This is a genomic window from Chryseobacterium sp. AG844 (genome assembly GCF_003182335.1).
Taxonomy (GTDB): domain Bacteria; phylum Bacteroidota; class Bacteroidia; order Flavobacteriales; family Weeksellaceae; genus Chryseobacterium; species Chryseobacterium cupriresistens.
The window spans coordinates 271,220-293,430 of the sequence record NZ_QGTV01000002.1; the positions used below are offsets into that span (position 1 = coordinate 271,220).

Annotated in this window: 21 protein-coding genes; 12 read left to right on the forward strand and 9 right to left on the reverse strand. The window is 36.6% G+C overall.

Going from position 1 to position 22,211, the window contains the following annotated elements:
- Nucleotides 1-133: 133 nt before the first annotated feature.
- Nucleotides 134-514, forward strand: coding sequence for a RidA family protein (locus DEU40_RS03265; RefSeq protein ID WP_034694591.1), 381 nt, complete (start codon nucleotides 134-136; stop codon nucleotides 512-514).
- Nucleotides 514-969 (forward strand): hypothetical protein, encoded by a 456-nt coding sequence (locus tag DEU40_RS03270; protein WP_110008516.1) that lies wholly within the window; start codon nucleotides 514-516, stop codon nucleotides 967-969. Before DEU40_RS03265 ends, DEU40_RS03270 begins: the two co-directional genes overlap by 1 nt.
- Nucleotides 970-1,034: 65 nt before the next feature.
- On the opposite strand, the gene DEU40_RS03275 is transcribed toward DEU40_RS03270, so the two are convergent.
- Entirely contained in the window at nucleotides 1,035-1,604 is a 570-nt protein-coding gene (locus DEU40_RS03275) for a GNAT family N-acetyltransferase (RefSeq protein ID WP_110008517.1), read from the reverse strand.
- A gap of 162 nt (nucleotides 1,605-1,766) precedes the next feature.
- Nucleotides 1,767-3,293, reverse strand: coding sequence for a trypsin-like peptidase domain-containing protein (locus DEU40_RS03280; protein WP_110008518.1), 1,527 nt, complete (start codon nucleotides 3,291-3,293; stop codon nucleotides 1,767-1,769).
- 340 nt (nucleotides 3,294-3,633) lie between these two features.
- Between DEU40_RS03280 and DEU40_RS03285 the strand changes: the two genes are divergently transcribed.
- Genes DEU40_RS03285 through DEU40_RS03300 form a run of 4 tightly spaced genes read left to right on the forward strand, consistent with a single transcriptional unit; the run spans nucleotide 3,634 to nucleotide 7,094 of the window.
- Nucleotides 3,634-4,995 carry a rhodanese-related sulfurtransferase gene (locus DEU40_RS03285; RefSeq protein ID WP_110008519.1) on the forward strand — a complete coding sequence of 454 codons (1,362 nt, stop codon included), beginning with the start codon at nucleotides 3,634-3,636 and terminating at the stop codon, nucleotides 4,993-4,995.
- Between the two features lie 58 nt (nucleotides 4,996-5,053).
- The gene (locus DEU40_RS03290; protein WP_110008520.1) at nucleotides 5,054-6,298 is read left to right on the forward strand and encodes a peptidase U32 family protein; all 1,245 of its coding nucleotides are present in this window, start codon (nucleotides 5,054-5,056) and stop codon (nucleotides 6,296-6,298) included.
- Nucleotides 6,298-6,528, forward strand: a complete 231-nt coding sequence (locus DEU40_RS03295; RefSeq protein ID WP_062673534.1) for a ferredoxin — start codon at nucleotides 6,298-6,300, stop codon at nucleotides 6,526-6,528. The genes DEU40_RS03290 and DEU40_RS03295 overlap by 1 nt, the downstream gene beginning before the upstream one ends.
- Nucleotides 6,529-6,533: 5 nt before the next feature.
- Nucleotides 6,534-7,094: a 5-formyltetrahydrofolate cyclo-ligase gene (locus DEU40_RS03300; protein ID WP_110008521.1), complete on the forward strand. Its 561-nt coding sequence runs from the start codon at nucleotides 6,534-6,536 to the stop codon at nucleotides 7,092-7,094.
- Here DEU40_RS03300 and DEU40_RS03305 read toward each other — a convergent pair.
- Nucleotides 7,058-7,639, reverse strand: coding sequence for a hypothetical protein (locus DEU40_RS03305; RefSeq protein WP_110008522.1), 582 nt, complete (start codon nucleotides 7,637-7,639; stop codon nucleotides 7,058-7,060). The genes DEU40_RS03300 and DEU40_RS03305 overlap by 37 nt on opposite strands.
- Entirely contained in the window at nucleotides 7,623-8,804 is a 1,182-nt protein-coding gene (locus tag DEU40_RS03310) for a hypothetical protein (protein ID WP_110008523.1), read from the reverse strand. The genes DEU40_RS03305 and DEU40_RS03310 overlap by 17 nt, the downstream gene beginning before the upstream one ends.
- 183 nt (nucleotides 8,805-8,987) lie before the next feature.
- Here DEU40_RS03310 and DEU40_RS03315 point away from each other — a divergent pair, with 183 nt between their 5' ends.
- Nucleotides 8,988-9,317: a hypothetical protein gene (locus DEU40_RS03315; protein WP_034694620.1), complete on the forward strand. Its 330-nt coding sequence runs from the start codon at nucleotides 8,988-8,990 to the stop codon at nucleotides 9,315-9,317.
- Nucleotides 9,318-9,436: 119 nt separating this feature from the next.
- Here the strand turns inward: DEU40_RS03315 and DEU40_RS03320 are convergent, their stop codons facing one another.
- From DEU40_RS03320 to rmuC, 4 genes are all read right to left on the reverse strand, one after another.
- On the reverse strand, nucleotides 9,437-10,204 hold the full coding sequence (locus DEU40_RS03320) for a TrmH family RNA methyltransferase (protein ID WP_110008524.1): 768 nt from the start codon (nucleotides 10,202-10,204) through the stop codon (nucleotides 9,437-9,439).
- 20 nt (nucleotides 10,205-10,224) lie between these two features.
- On the reverse strand, nucleotides 10,225-11,016 hold the full coding sequence (locus DEU40_RS03325) for a CPBP family intramembrane glutamic endopeptidase (protein ID WP_110008525.1): 792 nt from the start codon (nucleotides 11,014-11,016) through the stop codon (nucleotides 10,225-10,227).
- Nucleotides 11,017-11,106: 90 nt separating this feature from the next.
- Nucleotides 11,107-11,946 (reverse strand): LytTR family DNA-binding domain-containing protein, encoded by an 840-nt coding sequence (locus DEU40_RS03330; protein WP_146207825.1) that lies wholly within the window; start codon nucleotides 11,944-11,946, stop codon nucleotides 11,107-11,109.
- Between the two features lie 10 nt (nucleotides 11,947-11,956).
- The gene (rmuC, locus tag DEU40_RS03335) at nucleotides 11,957-13,462 is read right to left on the reverse strand and encodes a DNA recombination protein RmuC (RefSeq protein WP_110008527.1); all 1,506 of its coding nucleotides are present in this window, start codon (nucleotides 13,460-13,462) and stop codon (nucleotides 11,957-11,959) included.
- 199 nt (nucleotides 13,463-13,661) lie between these two features.
- Between rmuC and DEU40_RS03340 the strand changes: the two genes are divergently transcribed.
- From DEU40_RS03340 to DEU40_RS03360, 5 genes are all read left to right on the forward strand, one after another.
- Complete coding sequence (locus DEU40_RS03340) at nucleotides 13,662-14,336, forward strand: response regulator transcription factor (protein WP_110008528.1); 675 nt, start codon at nucleotides 13,662-13,664, stop codon at nucleotides 14,334-14,336.
- Nucleotide 14,337: 1 nt separating this feature from the next.
- Complete coding sequence (locus DEU40_RS03345; RefSeq protein ID WP_110008529.1) at nucleotides 14,338-15,702, forward strand: sensor histidine kinase; 1,365 nt, start codon at nucleotides 14,338-14,340, stop codon at nucleotides 15,700-15,702.
- 146 nt (nucleotides 15,703-15,848) lie between these two features.
- Nucleotides 15,849-17,123 (forward strand): TolC family protein, encoded by a 1,275-nt coding sequence (locus tag DEU40_RS03350; protein ID WP_137905011.1) that lies wholly within the window; start codon nucleotides 15,849-15,851, stop codon nucleotides 17,121-17,123.
- A 3-nt stretch (nucleotides 17,124-17,126) separates the two neighbouring features.
- Nucleotides 17,127-18,242, forward strand: a complete 1,116-nt coding sequence (locus DEU40_RS03355) for an efflux RND transporter periplasmic adaptor subunit (protein WP_110008531.1) — start codon at nucleotides 17,127-17,129, stop codon at nucleotides 18,240-18,242.
- Nucleotides 18,242-21,340, forward strand: coding sequence for an efflux RND transporter permease subunit (locus tag DEU40_RS03360; RefSeq protein WP_110008532.1), 3,099 nt, complete (start codon nucleotides 18,242-18,244; stop codon nucleotides 21,338-21,340). Before DEU40_RS03355 ends, DEU40_RS03360 begins: the two co-directional genes overlap by 1 nt.
- A gap of 58 nt (nucleotides 21,341-21,398) precedes the next feature.
- Here DEU40_RS03360 and DEU40_RS03365 read toward each other — a convergent pair whose 3' ends face one another.
- Nucleotides 21,399-22,154: a DUF5995 family protein gene (locus tag DEU40_RS03365; RefSeq protein WP_110008533.1), complete on the reverse strand. Its 756-nt coding sequence runs from the start codon at nucleotides 22,152-22,154 to the stop codon at nucleotides 21,399-21,401.
- Nucleotides 22,155-22,211: the final 57 nt, after the last annotated feature.

Here is a 22,211-nt window from a genome sequence, read left to right on the forward strand (position 1 = left end):
TTTGAAAATATAAATTTTATATTTGCAGGCAGAATAAATTCTAATGAAATCACTGTTGGCAGAATTCAAAGACCAACGAATATGGCAGATAGTGATTGCTTATGACCCTTAGAAAAAAATTAAATATCCGCATATGAAACAAATAATCAACACAGTTAATGCACCTGCAGCGATCGGGCCTTATTCACAAGCTAATATGGCCAACGGAGTTTTGTATATCTCCGGACAGATTCCTGTAGATCCTGCAACTGGTAAATTGGTAGAAGGTATTGAAAAGGAAACGCACCAGGTAATGAAAAACCTTGAAGCGATTCTTACTGAAGCCGGCATGACTTTCAAAAATGTTGTAAAAGCTACCATCTTCCTTAAAAGTATGGATGATTTTGCTGTAATGAATGATATCTATGCATCTTACTTAGATTCAGAAAGCTATCCAGCTCGTGAAACAGTACAGGTTTCATGTTTGCCTAAAAATGTGGATATCGAAATTTCTATGATTGCACATCAGGATTAATGAATTTTATAAGAAATACAGTTGCGGTTCTGATAGGTCTTGGTATTGCAGGGCTTATTATTACTCTTGGTATAAGGGCTTTTCCGCAATGGGTAACTTTTGAGGCTTTTGCTCCGTTTGAGCACTGGCAAAGGTTTCTTTTCAGTATGAAAGATGATAAGGCGTTTTTCGGCTTCCTTTTATTTATTTCCGGATTAGGAACTACTATTGGGGGAGTGGCAACCGCTATCATTGTTAAATATGCTAAAGTAGCCTATGCTATTCTGATTGGCTTTATTATGCTTTTTATTGCCATGTTGGATGTTATTATTTTTCCCTATCATCCTACGTTTTATAAGATCTCCATTTTCCTTACGTTCTTTCCGTTTTCCTGGATTGGAGGGAAGATTGTAGAAGTGATCTATGAAAGAAATAAAAAGAAAAGTATCGCTGACAAAATGAATAAGTCTAAATAAATAATAAAAAAAACGCTGCAGATTCTGCAGCGTTTTTTGTTGAAAAGAGTTAGTAGATTTCCGTATTAAACATATTTCAAAAAATAAAGAGGATAATCAAGCTCAAAGGTTTCATGGAAAATGGTAAATCCATTTTGTTGGTAGAAGGTTCTGTTTTCTAATGTTGTTGTTTCAACATATATGAGTTCGTTCTCATATTTACTCATAGATTCTTTTAAAAGTCTTGTTCCAATTCCTTTGCCCTGTTCACCAGGAACTACAGCCATTAACCATAAATGAACAAATTTTTCTTCCGGATGAAATTTTACTAAGAGTTTTTCTCGTTGTAAAACTTTAAAGATATTTTCAATTCCAATACAATTGAACAGCAATTTTATTTCAAGCCAGATTTTTTTTAAACTGATTTGGGATTTTTCTAAGTATAAAATGCATGCTTTGTGATCGTCGCTGAGAAATATGCTTCCATTTAGCAGTGATAAATCAAATTGAAATTCCATTAATGCTCTCAATCTCTTATATCTGTTGCCAGAATTCTTTATGACAAAATTGATAGAATTAGGAATAAGAACATTTATGAAAGACTGGCATAAAATAGTAACGACTTTTTCTCTATCCTCATAGGTAGCTTTTTTCATGCATTTTTGTTTTTTCAAATATATAAAAAATAGAAGTGTGTTAATCAGTGTTTTATATGGCTTGTGTTAGTTTCTGCATTGAGCTTAGTTAACTTTTTTTCAAAAAAAACCATTCTTAAGCAAGAATGGTTAACTTTTTAATGTGAAATCAAAAAAATTCAATTAAGGCATTTTGAATCCTTTCGTATAAATTCTTCCGTAATCATCTACGAATTTTACCTGTACATTCCCCTGATATTTCTCAAGGATTTTTTCTACATCTTTTTGTGAATTGACAGGTTTGCCGTTTACCTCGATGATGATATAGTTATCTACAATTCCGATTTTAGCCATTTCACTGCCCTCAGAAACGTTTTTAGCTACTACACCACTGTTCAGTCCATATTCTGTTTTGAAACGTTCCGTAAGAGGGTCAAATTCAGATCCGATTTTTTCTGTTACGCTAAGATCGGCTTTCGTTCTGGTTGAAGTTCCTCCTTTCTGGTCTCTAAGTGTTACCGAAGTAGTTCCTTCTTTACCATTTCTTGAGTAGGTTACCTGAACTTTGTCACCAGGACGCTTGCTTCCGATAGACATGGAAAGATCAGCAAAGTCTGTAATATCGTAGTTGTCTACTTTGGTGATAACGTCTCCTTTTTTCAATCCTGCATCTTCAGCACCACTGTTTTCACCAAATCCTGTAATATAGATTCCTGATCCTACTTTTAGATTTGTTTTAAACTGCTTGTTGTAAGATGCTACTAACTGATCATTTGAAAGATCTAAAGACTGAACTCCAAGGAATCCTCTCTGTACAATTCCGAATTTCTTGATATCCTCAACAATTTTTCTCGCCAGGTTAGAAGGAACGGCAAATCCGTATCCCTGGTAATATCCTGTGGTAGACTGAATCGCAGAATTGATCCCGATCAGTTCTCCATTGGTATTTACCAAAGCACCTCCTGAGTTACCCGGGTTAATAGCAGCATCCGTCTGGATGAAGCTTTCAATAGGATTAGCAGCTTTTCCCTGGCTTCCCAGGATTCCGATACCTCTTCCTTTAGCAGAAACAATACCTGCTGTTACCGTAGAGTTTAATCCTAATGGATTTCCTACTGCAAGAACCCATTGTCCTACATCAATATTGTCAGAATTCGCAAAATTCAGATAAGGAAGCCCTTTTTCTTCAATCTTTAATAAAGAGATATCTGTATTAGGGTCTGTTCCAACCAATGTTGCGATATATGATTTCTTGTTGCTTAGTACGACTTCCAGCTTATTGGCACCTGCTACCACGTGGTTGTTGGAAATGATATAACCGTCCGGAGAGATGATTACCCCTGAACCCATTCCCGATGGCATATTATCAGGAACCTGCTGCTTTTGTCTCTGCTGGCCTCTTCCCCCGAAAGGATCTCCGAAGAAAAAGTCAAACAAATCCTGCTCTGAAGCTCTGCTTGATGTTCTGCTTTGATAATTTTTAATAGTTACTACAGCGGGAACGGTTGTTTTAGCCGCCTTTACAAAATCATCACCTACGGCTCCCGTATTCATTCCTGCGAATGAAGTATTGGGTGCTGCTGTTGTGAAATAAGATTGATCTCCATTGTTGGAGCCGTGTCCGAAATATTGTAAAGCTCCAACGGTAGTAGCTCCGGAAATGACTCCAACTACTGCAAATGGTAATAGTTTTTTTAAAGTACTCTTCATTGTATATCTTTCTTGTTTATTAATTAATTTTCTTTTTATGTTTTTGAGTAAACAAATTTAATGTTAAATAAGTAAGCAACTAGTATGCTATGTTTCAATTTTAACTAAAATTTAACGGCTATTATATGATTTTGTGCCTTATGTCATAATTGTTAATGCCACAGTTAACAAAACTTAAAAAAAAATTAAAGAAAATATGGCAGACTTATCATACATAGTGATCTGATTTTCATTGCTGGCAGGTTATTGCTTATTGTTCGTAATTGGTGTCATAAATATACTTAATTCTAAAATTATTATCTTTGCAAAAATTTTTATTCTCACTTAAAACGTTTATAGCATGCAACTGTATAACACCTTAAGCGCAGAAGAAAGAGCTCAACTTATTGATGAAGCCGGTAAAGACCGCCTTACCTTGTCTTTCTATGCGTATGCCAAAATCGAACACCCCAAAAAATTTCGCGACGAATTATTTATAGCCTGGAATGCCCTTGATGCTCTTGGCCGTATTTATGTTGCTACAGAAGGAATTAATGCTCAGATGAGTGTTCCTGCAGATCAGTTTGAGGCTTTTCGTGATACGCTGGAAGTTTATGACTTCATGAAAGGAATCCGTTTGAATGTAGCGGTAGACCAGGACAATTACTCATTTTTAAAATTAACCATAAAAGTCAGAAACAAAATTGTTGCTGACGGTTTGAATGACGAAACTTTTGATGTGACCAACAAAGGAATTCACTTAAAAGCTCAGGAATTCAATAATATGCTGGAAGATCCCAATACCATTGTTGTAGATTTCAGAAATCACTACGAAAGTGAAGTAGGGCATTTTGAAGGAGCCATTACTCCGGATGTGGAAAATTTCAGAGAAAGTTTACCCATCATCAATGAACAGCTGCAGGATTTTAAAGAAGATAAAAACCTGCTGATGTATTGTACCGGTGGAATCCGTTGTGAAAAAGCAAGTGCTTACTTCAAACATCAGGGATTCAAAAATGTATATCAGCTGGAAGGCGGTATCATTGAATATACACGCCAGATCAAAGAAGAAGGAATAAAAAGTAAATTCATTGGTAAAAACTTTGTATTTGACCACCGCTTGGGGGAGAGAATTACAGATGATATTATTGCACAATGCCACCAGTGTGGAAAACCTTGTGATAATCATACCAATTGTGCCAATGATGCCTGTCATTTGTTGTTTATCCAATGTGACGACTGTAAAGCTGCGATGGAAAACTGCTGCTCTACAGAATGTCTGGATACCATTCATTTGCCGTGGGATGAACAGGTTAAACTGAGAAAGGGATTACAGGTTGGAAATAAAGTATTCAGAAAAGGAAAATCAGATGCCCTGAAATTTAAAAACTCAGGAGATTTAACTGATAAACCTTTGGCAAAAGCTGAGACAAAAAATATCCGTCAAAAAATTGCTGTTAAAAAAGAATTGATTGGTAAAGCAGAGCATTACTATTCAAAATCAAAGATTGCACAGTTTTTAATTGAGCATAAAGATTTATCAGTGGGAGATAAAGTATTGATCTCAGGTCCTACAACAGGAGAGCAGGAAGTTACCATTACTGAAATCTATGCTAACGGAGGGCCTTGTGAAACGGCAAACATTGGAGATCAGATTACATTTGCACTGCCATTCAGAGTTCGTTTGTCTGATAAATTGTACAGAATTGTGCAAAATGCATAATTCATAGCTGTCAATACAATTATTTCTGTTTTAACAACTTAATAATTCCAGACTTGAAATGACAAAAAGCGGAAAAATAGAACTGATGTCTCCTGCAGGAGATTTCATATCACTTCAGGCGGCTATAGATAACGGTGCAGACTCTGTCTATTTTGGTGTTGAGCAACTCAACATGCGTGCAAGAGCAACAATGAACTTCACCATTGATGACCTGCCGGAAATCGCCAGAAGATGTTCTGAAAAAGGAGTAAGAACGTATCTGACCCTTAACACCATCATCTATGATCATGATCTTTCTATCGTCAGAACACTTTTAGATAAAGCGAAGGAAGCCGGTCTTACAGCAGTGATTGCAATGGACCAGGCTGTGATTTCTTATGCAAGGCAAATTGGTATGGAGGTGCATATTTCCACCCAGATTAATATTACCAATATTGAAACTGTAAAATTCTATGCTCTTTTTGCTGATACCATGGTGATGAGCCGTGAATTAAGTATCAGCCAGATCAAAAAAATCTGTTCTCAGATTGAAAAAGATCAGGTAAAAGGACCTTCCGGTAATCTTGTTGAAGTGGAGATTTTCGGACATGGTGCCTTATGTATGGCAGTATCCGGGAAATGCTATCTAAGTCTGCATTCCCATAATTCTTCAGCAAACAGGGGTGCCTGCAAGCAGAACTGCCGGAAAAAATATACTGTGATTGATCAGGAGTCAGGTTTTGAAATTGAACTTGATAACGAATATATGATGTCTCCCAAAGACCTTTGTACGATTGGTTTCCTGAATCAGATTGTGGATGCCGGCGTGAAAGTCTTAAAGATAGAAGGAAGAGGAAGGGCTCCTGAATATGTAGCAACAGTTACAAAATGTTATAGAGAAGCAATTGACAGTATTGCGGAAGGAACGTTTTCTCAGGAAAAAGTGGATGAATGGATGAAACTTCTGGAGACTGTATACAACAGAGGCTTCTGGAGTGGATATTATCTTGGTCAGGAGCTGGGTGACTGGTCTTCAAACTCCGGTTCGAGTGCAACACAAAAGAAAGTTTATATTGGAAAAGGACGGCATTTCTATCCGAAATCCAATATTGCAGAATTTGTGGTTGAAGCCTATGATATTTCTGTAGGAGACAGTGTCCTTATACAGGGACCTACTACAGGATCACAGGAAATGGTCATCGAAAGCATGATTGTTGATAAGAAGGAAGGAGCGGACAAGGCAACAAAATCTGATGTGATTACTTTCCCAACGAAGTTCCGTGTACGGCCAAGTGACAAATTATATAAAATTGTTAAAACGTAATGGTCATTGCTACACTTCAGAGAGATAAATGTATTGGTTGTAATTACTGTGTCGAATTTGCTCCGGAATATTTTAGAATGTCTAAAAAAGATGGTAAATCGGTATTGCTTAAGACGATTGATAAAAAAGGCTTCTATACGTTAAAAACACCAGACCACGAAGCGTTTGAATATTTGGAGAGAGCCGCCAACGCCTGTCCTGTGAAAATTATTTCTGTAAGAATCACTTAATCATTATGCTGAAAGCTGAGCTTAGAAAAAAATACAATCAAAAAAGGAAAGCATTGTCTGCCGATGAGGCTTTTCTGTTATCTGAGAAGATTTTTGAAAATTTCATTCAATATTTTAAGCCAAAAGAATCAGAAAAAGCACACATTTTTATCCCGATTCCGGCAAGGAAAGAAATTGATACCCAAATTTTCATTCAATATTTTTTAGCACAGAATATCCGGGTGTATGTGCCTAAAATTGTAGCGGATAAACTGATTAATATTGAAATTTTTGAAGATACTGCTTTTGAAACCAACAGTTGGGGGATTTCAGAACCTGTTTCCAATGAAGATTCTGGCGAAAAATACTTTCATTATGTGATTACGCCTTTGTTGTATTGTGACAAAAAAGGGAATAGAGTAGGCTATGGTAAAGGATTTTATGACAGATTGTTTCAAAGTATTTCTGAGGAGACAAAAAAAATCGGAGTCAATTATTTTGCCCCCGATGAATATGTGGATGATGTCTGGGAAAATGATATTCCTCTTGACTATTTGGTTACTCCTACCGAAGTGCTGTCTTTTTGAAGCGGTTTGGAATAAAAATCTAAAAAGTAGAATTTAAACTCTTTTTTAAGCTTTGATGTAGACAATAAGATGTATTGTACATTCTTTTCAAAGCTTCCCAGAGACTTGTTTTTACTGTCAAAATATTCCACATTAAACCTGGCATAGTCTAGTGTATCTTTTTTATAAAAATCTTTATATACATTCAGGTTGCTTACTTTCGCTGTTTTTACTTTCATGCTGTCCAGTTCTTTCAGCAATCTTTTAAATGTCAGTGAATCCGGTTTGTGAAAATAGCTTTCCATCTGGGAATAAATGACAGTATCTATTTCCGTATTTCTGTTTCCGCTGAGATATAGAGTAGACAGATCAAGAAGTTCCTGAACTTTCTGTTTGGTGATGGAATTAATCGCCTGCATGCTATCCATCTGTACGGCAGGATAGCTTTTTTCGTTGGTGCTGTTTCGTAGTTTATCGAGGTCGCTTACCTCTGAGGTTTTATTATTACAGGCAATAAATAACGTCAGAAGCACGGTGAGAATTAAAAAATTACTTATTCTTTTCATCTGTGGTAGCAATTTTAAATTTGATGGATACAATTTTACCTTTGGTATCCTTTTTCATTTCTATTACATTCAGGTTTTTCAGAGAGGTCGTTGGAGTAGTTACCAGCGTGATATATTTCTGCTTATTCAGGCTCTCTATACCATACGTATCATTGTCATATACCTGATAAATTACTGCATTGTTACTGATCAGGTTTTCAAGCTGATTTCTTTTTTGCTTGATAAGAGCAACCTGCTCATCCGGATTTCCTCCTTTGATGTCTTTGATAGAGAAATAATAAACCGCCATCTTATAATCATCCGGCTTTAATTCGATCTTTTCTTCTTCAGGAGCATTTTCAAGGTTTCTGTTCACTTCCAGTGGCTCATAGAAAGGAGCGCTGATTCGCATTTTTAGATTTTTATCCTTGGTAGAATAATAAAAACATTCGCCCGGCTTTATTTTATACATCAACGGAGATTCATTTTCCTTCACTACCATTATTTCTAAAGTATTGATCACAGAAACTCCTCTGTCCTTATCAATGAAACAATATTTATAAGTTTTTGAAAAAAGAACATCTTTAAAACCTAAAAGACCGGTAATGGTAATCAAAACTGAAGTAACAAGTGCCCAGGCATTCTTTTTGAAGAAATTTTTCTTTGCCGGAACAGATGAAATTTCAGTTTCGTGGGTAATTGTCTTATTTTGATTAACTGATTGATTTTCAGTATTTGATTTTTGTAAATCAGTGTTTTGTGGAGGGGTAGTTTCAACTTTTTTAGGCTGAAATTCAGTTTTTGGAAGTTCGGGAGCTGAAGAAACCGTTTTTTCAATTTCATCAATATCTTCTTCATCAAAATTTTCATTTTCCTGCAGCAGTTCACCCGCAAAAAGATGCTGTTTTTTGAACTCGTACCAGGAGTCGTAACCCGCATAAATACTCAATAAATTGAGCATATCTATTCTTGGTAATTTAGTAACCGGTGAAGTTTTAAAATAAGTGTAAAATGACTTTTCACTGATGTTACCTTTCGCTTTTTTTCGAAGGTCTTCCTGAAAATATATAATATCTATACCCTTCCACTTGGATATGTCATCCTGCGAAGGGGTATATTCTTTTAAGTATTGACCCTGAACATCCTTTTTTAGCTGTTCAAAGTGTAATAGATCCAAATCTGTCAATTTTTCAAAAAATAATTAAATTGTTGATTATCAGCTATGTTTTTTTGTAAAACTATTTTACAAAGGTATTACAATTATTTTTCATAGACAAATTTTCTAACTGCTCTACCTTTGTCTTGTTCAAATAACAGAACAGAAGAAAATTTTATAAAACAATATTAACAAAATTAAATTTAATTTATTATGAAAAAGTCATTATTCGTAGCTGCTATCGCTGCAATCTCTCTAGTTGCTTGTAAAAAAACTGAAGCTACTGCTACTGAAGGTACAACTGATTCTGCTGCTGCTACTGTAGCTGATTCTGCTGCTGTAGTTTCTGATTCAGCTGCTAAAGTTGTTGATTCAGCTGCAACTACTGCTGTAGAAGCTACTAAAGATGCTGCTGCTGCTACTACTGCTGCTGGTGCTGAAGTTGCTAAAGATGCTGCTAAAGGTGCTGCTGACGCTGCTAAAGGTGCTGCTGACGCTGCTAAAGGAGCTGCTGATGCTGCTAAAGATGCTGCTAAGAAATAATTCTAGCATACGCTTAACAATAAAAGAACCGTTTCACCCAGTGAAACGGTTTTTTTATGCTTAGTCATTGCAAGACTTAGGCGAAGCAATCTATTTACTATCAGAATAAGACCAATAGTTTATCCCTTCTTTTGTTTCAGAGATTCATAGCACGTAATTGCTACCGCATTACTCAGGTTTAAAGAATCAATACTTCCTGCCATCGGAATTAAAGTGTTTTTTCCTTTTCCGATCCAGAAGTCACTTAACCCGGAATGTTCCGTCCCGAATAATACGGCAGAACGCTGTCTGAAATCTCTTTGATAAAGGTTTTCAGCACTTTCGTCCATCAGCGTAGTGTAGATATTGAAACTGTTTTTCTGCAGGAATTCCAATGTTTCTGTATTTTCAGCCTGATAGACTTCCATTCCGAACAGGCATCCTACACTGGATCTGATCACATTAGGGTTGTAGAAATCGGTTTTCCCGTCAGCAACAATCAGGGCATCAATACCAAATGCCTCACAGCTTCTTAAAATAGCGCCAAGATTTCCTGGTTTTTCCACGCCTTCTACAATGATTATCGTAGCATCTTCTTTAGGCACAAATGATGAAAGTGAATTTTCTTTGGTATGGTAAATGCCGATAATTCCTTCTGAACTTCCTCTGTAAGCGATTTTTTCATATACCTTCTCACTTACATAATGGATTTTCCCATTAGGAAGAGTTCCTTTAAAGATATTTTCACATATAAAGAACTCCAGCGGTTCAAAATCATACTGCATGGCCCTTTCATTTTCCTGCTGGCCCTCTACCACAAAAACTTTTGATTTTTTACGAAACCTGTTGTCAGTAAGGAGCTTAGTGACATTTTTTATTTTATCGTTTTGAAAACTTTCTATCAACATGCTGCAAAATTATGCAAAATTTATGATTGAACTTCTCTGGTTTTAATAAAAAGACTTTTCCACGTAATCTCCATTGGAATTTTATTTTTCCTTTTAAAATAGATAACTACTAAGATCAGGGAGACAATGGATAGGAATTTATAGAGGTTTCCATAGAAATTCCCGGAAACATTTTCTGATACATTAAAGATTTCCCAGTACAGATTCATAAAAAGATGGAGGAGAATGGAGGTCCATAGGTTGTATTCCGATTCAAAATATGCCCAGGCGAAAAATATTGATCCTAAAAATGTAATGGTAAATATTTCGGTAAGTTCTATTAAGTTCTGACTTTGATACAAATGTACTTGTGCAAACAGCAATGACCCTGATAATGCAGAGGATAAAAATCCAAGTCGTGTAAATCTGTATAGTATTCCAATAAGAAATGCTCTGAAAATAATCTCTTCAAAAAATGCTGATGAAAGAGTATTGATAAACAGGGATTCAAAATTTATTTTAGAGATTGTTTTAAAATGAATCAGGTATCCAATGAGCATAGGAGTAGTTCCTATAAGTGCTAACACAAATCCTATGGTAATGGGTTTGTTTAATGAGAACAGATCAAGGATATTTCTTTGAGGTAACAGAATTTTTAATGTGACTATCAATGGAATTAATGTTACCGAATAAGCAATTATATGGGCTATTGCTTTACTGTGAAACAAATCTTTTGAGAGAGTCTGTATGGTTTTAAAAAAGAGAAAATCAAAGAAATAATAGGCTGTAAATCCTAGAATAAAGATGAAAAAGAAGCGGATGTTTTTACTCATGTATGTTAATTTTGAGCAAAAATGTAGTTTTAAATCAATGCTTTCAAGTTAATGTGATGAATGACAAAGAATAGTGACGAATGACAAAATTTATAGATTTTGCTTCTGTAGCTGAGGAATAATTGAAGGAATAAAACTTCTTGAAACAGGAATTTCAAAATCAATTTCCGGAAGAATTAATTTATAACCCTGAGCATTTCCTTTGAGTTTCTTTACCCTTCCAAGGTTGACAATATAAGAACGGTGGCATTTTTTGACAGAGCCTGTTTCGATTTGTTGTAAGACATTGGTTAAACTTATTCTGATCAATGCTTTTTGTAAGCTGTTGTTCTCTAAAAAGTAAAATGTACAATAGTTTTCCATGGACTGCACGAATAGAAAATCGTTCTCATTGATGATAAGTTCTGTATTCTGTGCCGTTATTTTTAACAGATTTTGTCGTTCTGCAGGAGGCGAAACGGGAAGGTGTTGAGAAATGTCGCGGGCTTTCTTTTCATGAATATTCTTTAAATAGATATACCGTGATAAAATATAGATGATAGAGATAGGAATTCCGACAGCCAAAGTATACAGGAACATATAAAAGTAATTGACTATATCCAGCTTTACATGGCTCAAGAATAATGAATTGTAAAAGTAAGATAGAACAGAACCCATACATAGAATGAAAGTTATTTTTAAGAGTTCCAAACCAATATTCCAGTTGCTGAAACGGGAAGTTATAAGATTGGCCATTAAAAATGCAGTTCCAAAGATTATGCAATAGGGAAAAAGTAATACAAATTTATAGGGATGCTGAAAGTTTTCCGTACCAAAAGGCTGAAAAATGATCAGAAATAAATAAACAGCAGCTCCTGCTCCCAGTGAAGAAACGAAAATTTCTTTGAAAGATTCGGATTTGGGGTATGGATGTGCTGTAAATGAAAACATAAATCCAGATTTAGCTTTCTGATGTTTCAATAAAATTGCCGTTGTCAATAAGACTTTGTGGCAGCTCTTTTTTATTTTTAATGCCTAATGATTTCAATTTCTGAGTCTGGATCACCAGGTTGTCATTTCCGGTATGAAGCTGTTTGTAAGCATCATTGAATACATTTTTCGCCTGATCCAGATTTCTGCCTACTTTTTCCAGGTTTTCTACAAAACCTACGAATTTGTCATAAAGTCTGGCTCCCCGATCAGCAATTTCAATAGAATTCCGGTTTTGATATTCGCGTTTCCAAAGATCGGCAATCAGCTTAAGAGAAGTGATCAGATTACTTGGATTCAACAACAGGATTCTTCTTTCATAGGCATAGTTCCAAAGATTCTGGTCTGCCTGCATTGCCGCAATATAAGCCGGTTCACTCGGAATAAACATCATCACGAAATCCAGTGATTTTCCATAGTCATCGTACGCTTTTTGACTGAGTTGATTAATATGGTTTTTGATAGATCCAAGATGCTGGCTCAGTTTTATGGCATAAACATCTGCATCAGTCTCGTCTACCAATTCTGTGAAAGCGGTCAGAGACACTTTAGAATCTATAATAACATTTCTTTCATCCGGATATTTCACAACAGCATCAGGACGCATTTTCTTTCCTGAAAATTCGGAGAATAACGCTTTGTTATCTTCATCACGCAATTCATGCTCCAGGAAATATTCTCTTCCTTTTACCAGTCCGGATTTTTCAAGAATACTTTCCAGAATCATTTCGCCCCAATTCCCCTGGGTTTTGCTTTCTCCTTTCAGAGCACGGGTTAGTTTTTTGGCATCTTCGGAAATCTGCTGGTTCAGTTCTGCCAGTTCTTTCACCTTTTCCGCAAGGGAGAAACGTTCTTTATTTTCCTTTTCGTAAGCTTCGTTAACTCTATTTTTTAAATCCGCGATTTTCTCCTGAAAAGGTTCAAGGATATTTTTTAAGTTATTTTGATTTAAGGTAGTAAACTTTTCAGTTTTTTCTTCTAAAATTTTATTGGCAAGATTTTCAAACTGAAGTTTAGAATCTTCCTGAATCTTGACAATTTCTTCTTTCTGGGTGTCAAGAGATTGTTGAAGACCTTCATTTTTGGCAGAAAGCTCAGAGTTTTTAGCAAAAAGGGTCTGCTTTTCAAGAATGTGGGTTTCTATCTGAGAAGTCTGCCTCTGATTGATTTGTTTTAACTCCTGAAACTGGATATTCAAAGAAGAATATTCTGCGGAGATTTTAGAAAATTCGTTTTTCAGATCATCCAGCAGGTCCTGCTGCAGCATATTGGCTTCTTTCTCTTTACTGATGATTTGATTAAGCTCCTGAATTTTCTGGTTGGAATTTTCAAGATCAGATTGATTTTTAATAGATAAGGTGTTCAGTGCATCATAAGAACTTCTTGAAACCATTGACGATTTCAGCGCAAAATATAAAATAACCGCTCCCAGTATGCCACCGGCAACCAATCCAATAATTAAATATATCATCTCCATCTTCCAAAATTATGAAAAAAGGTCGGAAGCTGGAAGCGGGATGTTGGAAGTTCCTTTTGGACCGATAAGAACTGACTGTTTTTTTGAAGGTAAATAAAATGAAACAATTGCTTTATAAAATTCTATTACTTCTCTCTTCCAGCCTCGAACTTTCTTTCTGAATTAGAATACCTATATTTATGGGAAATTTCAGAGACTTATGAATATTTTGTTGGTAGAAGATGATCAAAGAATCAGTAATTTCCTGATAAAAGGCCTTTCCGAGGCTGGCTATAATACAACCCTGGCTGATTCCGGGGAAAAAGCACGTGAGCTTCTTCATACCTATGATTTTGATATTATTTTAATGGATATTATGCTTCCCGGACTGGATGGCATGCAGTTGACACAAATTATCAGATTTAAAGGGAATTATACTCCGATTTTGGTTTTAAGTGCTTTGAACAGTCCTGATGATAAAATCAAAATGCTGGATATGGGAGCTGATGATTATTTATCAAAACCGTTCCATTTTGAAGAACTGATTTCAAGGATTAAGGCGTTAACCAGAAGAAATAAATTAAGCTATCAGAAAGAAGACCAATTGTTATCTTGTGGCACTATCACCATTGATACGGATCTTCATAAAGTAACCCAGAACGGTAGGGAAATAGAGTTTTCACCGACAGAATATAAACTTTTTACTTTCCTGATGGAGAATAAAAATAAAGTGTTGAGCAGAACCCAGATTTTGCATAAGGTATGGGGAATTGATTTTGATAATACAACGAATGTAGTGGATGTTTATATTTCCTATGTCCGTAATAAGATCGATGAGACAGAACAGAAAATTATTCATACAGTAAAAGGAACCGGATATTTGATCAAAGACTGAAATGACCCTCAGAAATAGATTTACGCTTATTTCAAGCCTTTCATTCGGCATTGTTTCTATCATCACATCTGCGGTGATATTTTTTGCCTATTATGACAGTACCAAAATTTTTTATTTTGAAAAGCTAAGAAATACGGCTCTGATCTCTGCTATTTATTATCTGGAAAAAGATGAACTCCCGAAAGACCGACATGCCCAGATTAAAAAAGAATACAACCATCTGATTCAGAATAACAGGGTAGCGGTTTATAATCAGAATAATGAAGTTACCTTTGGACATAACCTTAACGATAAGAATATAAAGCTTTCCCATTTGCAGGCTGTCCGAAAAAACAAAGGAATACAGTTTATGTCTGATAATCAATTCTACTACGGGATTTTTTATCCTGATAACCAGGGTGATTTTGTGGTTTTTGTAAAGTCTTCCAACGATTCTTTCCAGTCGCAGATCCTGAGATTGGCTATTATCATGCTTTCGGTATTGGTCATCGGCCTGCTTGCGATTTATTTCCTGAGCAGATATCTTTCCAAGGTAGTTTATAAACCTATTTCCAATGTGGTGGAACGGATCAATAAAGTGGAATATGATAACATTTCTACGGCAATTATTACTTCCACCAATACCAATGATGAAATTGAAGATCTCATTAAATCTTATAATAAACTGCTGGGAAGAATTTCCGAAAATGTGCTTTTACAGCAGAACTTTATCAATTATGTTTCTCATGAATTTAAAACTCCCTTAGCAGCCATTTCAGGGAATCTTGAAGTATTTGCCCAAAAAGACCGTACACCGGAAGAATATAGGGAAGTGGCCAAAGAGTCATTGGAAAACGTATATGAGATTGAAAATATTCTCAACAATCTTTTGCTGATGTCCGGAATGACCAAACTGGAATCATCTCACAAACTCATGAGAGTGGATGAGCTGATCTGGAAGATTTATGCAAAACTGGAACCCAAAGCAAAAGAAAACCATTCATCTATCAAAATACAGCTTCAGGTAACAAAACCTGCTTTACTGGAATTCCCGGGAAACGAAACACTTCTCTACCTGGCGATATATAATATTGTAGAAAATGCCATCAAATATTCCTATGACAAACCTATAGTGATCACATTATCTGAAAAGAACAGTCAGTTATACATTGAGGTCAGGGATGAAGGAAGAGGTATTCCGGCTGATGATCTTGTGAAAATATCAGAGACTTTCTACAGAGGAAAAAATGTAGATACTGTAAAAGGCAGCGGAATTGGTTTATCACTTTCAAAAAGTATTTTTGATCATCATCATATTGTCATGAAAATTGATTCTACGGTCAATGTGGGAACCAATGTTCTCCTGGAATTTCCTGCCCATTCATAATCGTGTTATTTGTGAAAAGATTTGTGTTTTTCGTGTTTTAAAAAAGTTCTAATCAAACTCTAATGTTGAACTAACCGAATTTTAATTTTCTTTACAATTCCCTCTAATATTAGACAAATAGCTTTGTGGTCTTAAATAAGAGACCCTTGAAGAAGCTATTTTTTACACTATTTTATATTCCCTGTTTCAGTTTCTTTTCTGCACAGATTTCAGACACTATGAAAATCAGCAGAAAGGAGGCTGAAACTATTTTTCTGGCTAAAAACCTTGACCTTATTGCACAGAAACTTGAAATTTCACAAGCCGAGGCAAGAGCTGTCCAGGCTAAATACTGGCCTAATCCTACATTGAGTATCAGTGAGGTGAATCTATGGAGAACCTATGACATCGAAGAACAGCCTGCGCTTATCAGAAATTGGGGAAAAAGTACTCAGATTTCTGCCGAGATCGAACAGGTGATTCAGACTGCGGGGAAAAGAAGAAAAAATATTGAACTCCAGAAAATAGAAGTGGAAGGAGAGAAGTATGAACTGCAGGAAGTTTTGCGTGAACTTAAAAAGACACTCAGAAATACGATTACTGAAATTCTTTATAATCAGGAACAGCAAAAAATCTATCAGGGACAGATTGCTTCCATTGAGAAATTAACAAAATCCTATAATAATCAATTAAACCTAGGTAATATCAGTAAAGCTGAATATGTCCGCTTAAAAGCACAGGAAATTGAATTCAAAAAGAAACTGGTTTCATTGAAGCAGGAAATCGAAGAGCAGCAGGTAGAACTGAAAGCTTTATTAATGCTGCCTTCTCAAACGTATCTGGAGATTTCAGATTCATTGGTCATGCCCGAAAAACAACTATCAGAACTGGAAGTGACTCAATGGATGGAAAAAGCAAAAGAAAACCGTCCCGATATCATGATCTCCAAAAATAAAGAGAAACACGCTGCCAAAAATCTGGAAATTCAAAATGCCATGAAAACACCTGATGTTGCAGTTTCTATAGGATATGACCGCGGAGGAAATATCATGAAAGATTTTATAGGACTGGGGGTTTCTATGGATCTCCCCATTTTTGACCGTAACAAAGGGAATATTCAGGAAGCTAAGCTTGAGATTGAAAAAAGTAAACTGGAAACCCGCAAAAACATGATGAAATCTGATAACGAAATTGTATCTGTTTTCAGAAACTATATCAGAACACAACAGGTCTCACAAGAAATTGATGAAAATTATGAATCTACACTGGACGGTTTGCTGGTAAGCCATGAGAAGAATTTCAGACTAAGAAATATCAGCATGCTGGAGTACATGGATTTTCTGGATACCTACATCGGAAATAAAATGATCATCCTGGACACTAAAAAAGAATTGAATCAATACTACGAAAACCTGCAGTATGTTGTAGGACAAGATTTATAAGATATGAACAAGAATATGAACCCATACATTGCTGCGGCTTACCTGTCTGCCCTCGTCATTTTTACAGGCTGTGCCGAAAAAGTAGAAAATAAAAAAACCGAAAAAGCCTATTGCATCAGCAAAGAACTTAAACAAGAGATTAAACTGGCCAAAGCTGAAATGCTTCCCATAGAAGAAAGTATTACGCTTACCGGGGAAGTGGAAAGTAATTCCGATAAAACGGTTCCTTTTGTAAGTCTTGTAGACGGAGTAGTAATAGATACCTATTTCTCTCTTGGTGATTATGTGAAAAAAGGGCAAACGCTGGCTAGTGTAAAAAGTACGGCCGTTAACGAAATGCAGGATGATACCCGGACCCTTCAGGCGCAGCTGGCTGTTGCAAAAAGAAAACTGTCTTCCGTAGAAGCCATGTATAAAGATGATATTGCCTCCCAGAAAGATTTGCAGGAAGCAAGATCAGAGGTGGCCATATTGCAATCCAATATTTCCAAAACACAGAAAAATATGCAGCTGTATTCCGCAGGAGGAAGCACGATTCAGATAAAAGCACCTGCGGACGGATATGTGATTTCAAAGAATATTTCAAAAGGAATGCCTGTTACTGCCGGAGGAGATCAATTGTTTACCATTTCCAATCTGGATAAGGTATGGGTAATGGCCAATGTGTATGCTACCAATATGAGACACGTTTATGTGGATCAGCCGGTCGTGGTAAAAACGCTTGCTTATCCTGATGACAGTTTTTCAGGGAAGATCAACAATATTTCTCAGGTTTTCAATGAAAATGAAAGAGTACTCAAAGCCAAAATCATTATGGATAATAACGGAATGAAGCTAAGGCCGGGAATGTCTGCAGATGTTGTATTACCAGTTAATTCACAAAACAAAAGCGCACTGGCTATTCCGGCAAAGGCTTTAATCTTTGATAACAACCAGAGTTATGTAGTGGTTTACAAAAAAGATTGTGAGCTTGAAATCAGACCGGTAACAGAAATTGCTTCCAACAGCCAGTATATTTATGTAGAAGGCAATTTAAAACCAGGTGAAAATGTCATTGCTTCCAACGGACTGCTGATCTATGAAAACCTGAAAAACCAATTAAATAATTCCACGAAGTAATGCGAAAATTTGTACAGAATATAGTTTCCTTCTCACTAAGAAACTCATTGATTGTTCTTTTGGGAACTTTTCTATTGCTCGCCGGAGGAATCTATTCCTATCTGCATACCCCCATTGAAGCATTTCCGGATGTTACCAATACCAGGGTAAGAGTGATTACCCAGTGGCCTGGAAGAAGTGCTGAAGAAATAGAGAAATTCGTCACATTACCTATTTCAAAGGAAATGAATGCCATCCCGAATAAAACTTCGGTGCGTTCCATTTCCTTATTTGGATTGTCTGTGGTGACGGTTATTTTTGATGATCATGTCAATGATTTTTATGCCCAGCAATATGCTTCCAATAAACTGGGAAATGTAGAACTTCCTGCCGGAGCAGAATACAGCATTGAGCCTCCGTCCGGTGCTACAGGTGAAATTTACCGATATATTATAAAAAGTAAACTTCCCATCAAAGAAGTAACCGCTATTCAGGATTGGGTAGTAGAAAGAGAATTGCTTGCCGTTCCCGGTGTTGCGGATGTGGTAAGCTTTGGTGGAGAAGAAAAAACATATGAAATAAAAATTAATCCTACGGAATTACACAATTACGACCTTTCCCCCCTGGATGTGTATGAAGCGGTTTCGAAGAGTAATATCAATGTAGGAGGAGATGTAGTAGCAAAAGGTGATCAGGCTTATGTAGTGCGGGGGATCGGTCTTTTAGAGAAGAAAGAAGATATTGAGAATATTCAGATCGAGGTAAAAGGTTCTACCCCTATTTTGGTGAAACACGTAGCGGAAGTAAAAGTTTCTGCAAAACCTAGATTGGGACAGGTAGGATACAACAAAGACAATGATGTTGTAGAAGGAATTGTGATTATGCTTCGGGGTGAAAATCCAAGTGAAGTCATTGCAAGGCTGAAAGATAGAATAGAAGAACTGAACGGAGGAGAACTGCCGGGAGATGTCCAGATTGTTCCGATCATCGACCGTACGGAGCTTGTGAATACTACAGTGCATACGGTTTCTAAAAACCTTATTGAAGGAGTCATTCTGGTTTCCATCATTGTATTTATTTTCCTTTACAACTGGAGAACAACTTTCATCGTGGCATCAGTAATTCCTTTGGCTTTTCTGTTCGCTATTATTATGCTGAAAATTCAGGGATTGCCGGCCAACCTTATTTCCATGGGGGCGCTGGATTTCGGATTGCTTCTGGAAGGAACGTTGGTTATCGTGGAACATGTCTTTGTCGCCCTCGAACTTAAAGCGAAAAAGATAGGACTGCGCAGATTCAATAAAATTTCAAAACTCGGAATCATCAAGAAAAGTGCGGGAAGCGTAGCGAGCTATATTTTCTTCGCCCTACTGATTCTGATCGTTGCCCTGATGCCTATCTTCTCTTTCCAGAAAGTAGAAGGTAAGATGTTCTCTCCATTAGCATTTACGCTGGGATATGCATTATTAGGATCATTGATCTTAAGTTTGACCTACGTTCCGGCAATGTGTAAACTGCTATTGACAAAAAATATTGAAGAGAAAGAAAACTTTATTTCAAGATTTTTCAGAGTTAATATCTATAAAATTTACGAATTCAGTGACCGCCATAAAAAAGGATTCATTGTTGGTTTCGTTGCTTTGCTTGCCGTGTGTGGATGGAGATTTTCCAATTATGGATCCGAGTTTTTACCCAAACTGAACGAAGGTGCTATCTATGTAAGAGCGACACTTCCCAACAGTGTCAATCTGGATGAATCTGTAAGACTGACTAAAGAAATGAAGGAAATTCTCATGAAGTATGATGAAGTAAAATTTGTCATGACCCAGACAGGCCGTCCCAATGACGGAACCGATCCCACCGGGTTCTTTAATATCGAATTTAATATTCAGCTGAAACCGGAAAATGAATGGAAGAAAAAAATATCCAAAGAAGAACTTCTTGAAGAAATGAGAATCTCCCTTGAGAGATTTCCAGGTATCAATTTTGGATTCAGCCAGCCGATACAGGATAACGTGGAAGAATATGTGGCAGGAGTAAAAGCTCCGCTGGTTATTAAAATTTTCGGAAATGATTTATTTGAGCTGGAAAATTACGCCAATAAAGTAGCTAATTCCATCAGAACCGTTCCGGGAATATCGGACGTGAATGTTTTCAAAAATATCGGACTTCCGGAATTGAGAATACAGCTTCACGATTCCAAAATGGCAAAATATGGAGTCTCCACAGCAGATGCACAGGCTGTGATTGAAATGACAATCGGAGGTCAGGCAGCCACCAAATTTTACGAAGAAGAAAGAATGTTTGACGTAATGCTCAGGTTTGAAAAAGATTACAGAGATACGCCTGAAAAGATGGGAAATATTCTCATCCCGACTCAGGACAATAAAAAAGTTCCGCTGAAAGAAATTGCAACCATTGATTATCATACGGGGCCATCATTTATTTACCGTGAAGGAAACAGTAGATATATCGGAGTAGGATTTAATATTGAAGGACGCGATCTGGGAAGTACCATTAAAGAAGCCAAAGCGAAAGTAGATAAAGAAGTGAAGCTTCCAAAAAAGCATAAAATGACGTGGGCCGGAGAGTTTGAAAGTAAAGAAAGAGCTGCAAAACAGCTGGCCATGGTAGTGCCGATTTCTTTAGTTCTTATTCTGATGCTGTTGTACTTTAATTTCGGAAATATAAAAGATACGCTGATTTCATCCATTACACTCGCATTTGCATTTATCGGAGGGTTTTTATCCCTTTGGTTTACGGGAACCATCTTCGGAATTTCAGCGGGAATCGGATTTATCATCCTGTTTGGAGTGGCTACCATAGACGGTATTGTACTCATTGGAGTGATGAAAGAAAATCTGCAAAACAGAATGTCACTCAAAGAATCCATAGCTCAGGGAGTGAAAAGCAGAATACGTCCGGTGGTGATGATCGCCCTGATGGGTTCTATGGGACTTCTTCCGGCAGCCATGTCGAATGGAATGGGATCGGAAATTCAGAAACCTTTAGCCATTATGATTGTAGGAGGACTGATTATCTGTATGCTGCTGTCATTTACTGTGTTACCAATTATTTTCCATTATGCCTACCGTAAAAAGCATAAGGAAGCAATATAGTTTCTTTTATTTTGTTCATTATGAGCCGGGATCCGTGAGGAAGATCCCGGCTTTTTTGTTATGAATTTTTTGTAGATTCTAAAATTTCAATATTTTTTACCACATCACTGCTTTCACAATTTTTAAGTTCTTTTAAAAGGGAAGGAGTGAGGATTTTCGGATTCAGAATTTGGGTGGCAACTTTTGCAGCGGCATAATCTACAATACCAATCACAGATTCTTTTAAAAAATTCGGCGTATTGGAGGCAATGACTGCCGTTGCCCAGGAAGTGTCTCTTGCTTTGGATATGGCAAAATCAAGGACAGCATTATCCTTTCCGTTGGAGAGTTGGTCAACAAGATCTACAGGATAACAGATTTTGTTCAGCGAATTCTGTACATTCTGATTAATGGAAGCGATGACATTATTAATGTTTTCAAAATCCTTTTTCAAGGGGTTTATTTTCCGGTAAGGCATAATAGAAGCGGCAGAAACACCAAGGTCCAGGTTGATGTGAGCATTCATACCAAGAAATATATGCTGTAATATTAAAATATTCCTGTTTTTAGCAGCTTCAAAAGCGATGTACCATGAGTTGGTGCATCTTTCATTTTTACTGTAGCTTTCCCACGCCTGAAGATATCTTTGTGCAAAAGCAATATCAAGCAATGTCATTCTGGGATTATCTTCAAATTTTTTCTGCTGAATTCCTTTCAGAACCTGTGCGGTCATAATTCTGTAGGTACAGGCAAAATATCCTGCCGGACTCTTGTTTTCTTTACACCAGATAATAATTTCATCCAGTTTTTTAAGAACTTCGTCAATGGTTTTCATGATGGTTTTTTGTTATTTAAAGATACTAAAAAAGTGAGCCGCAAAGCTCACTTTATG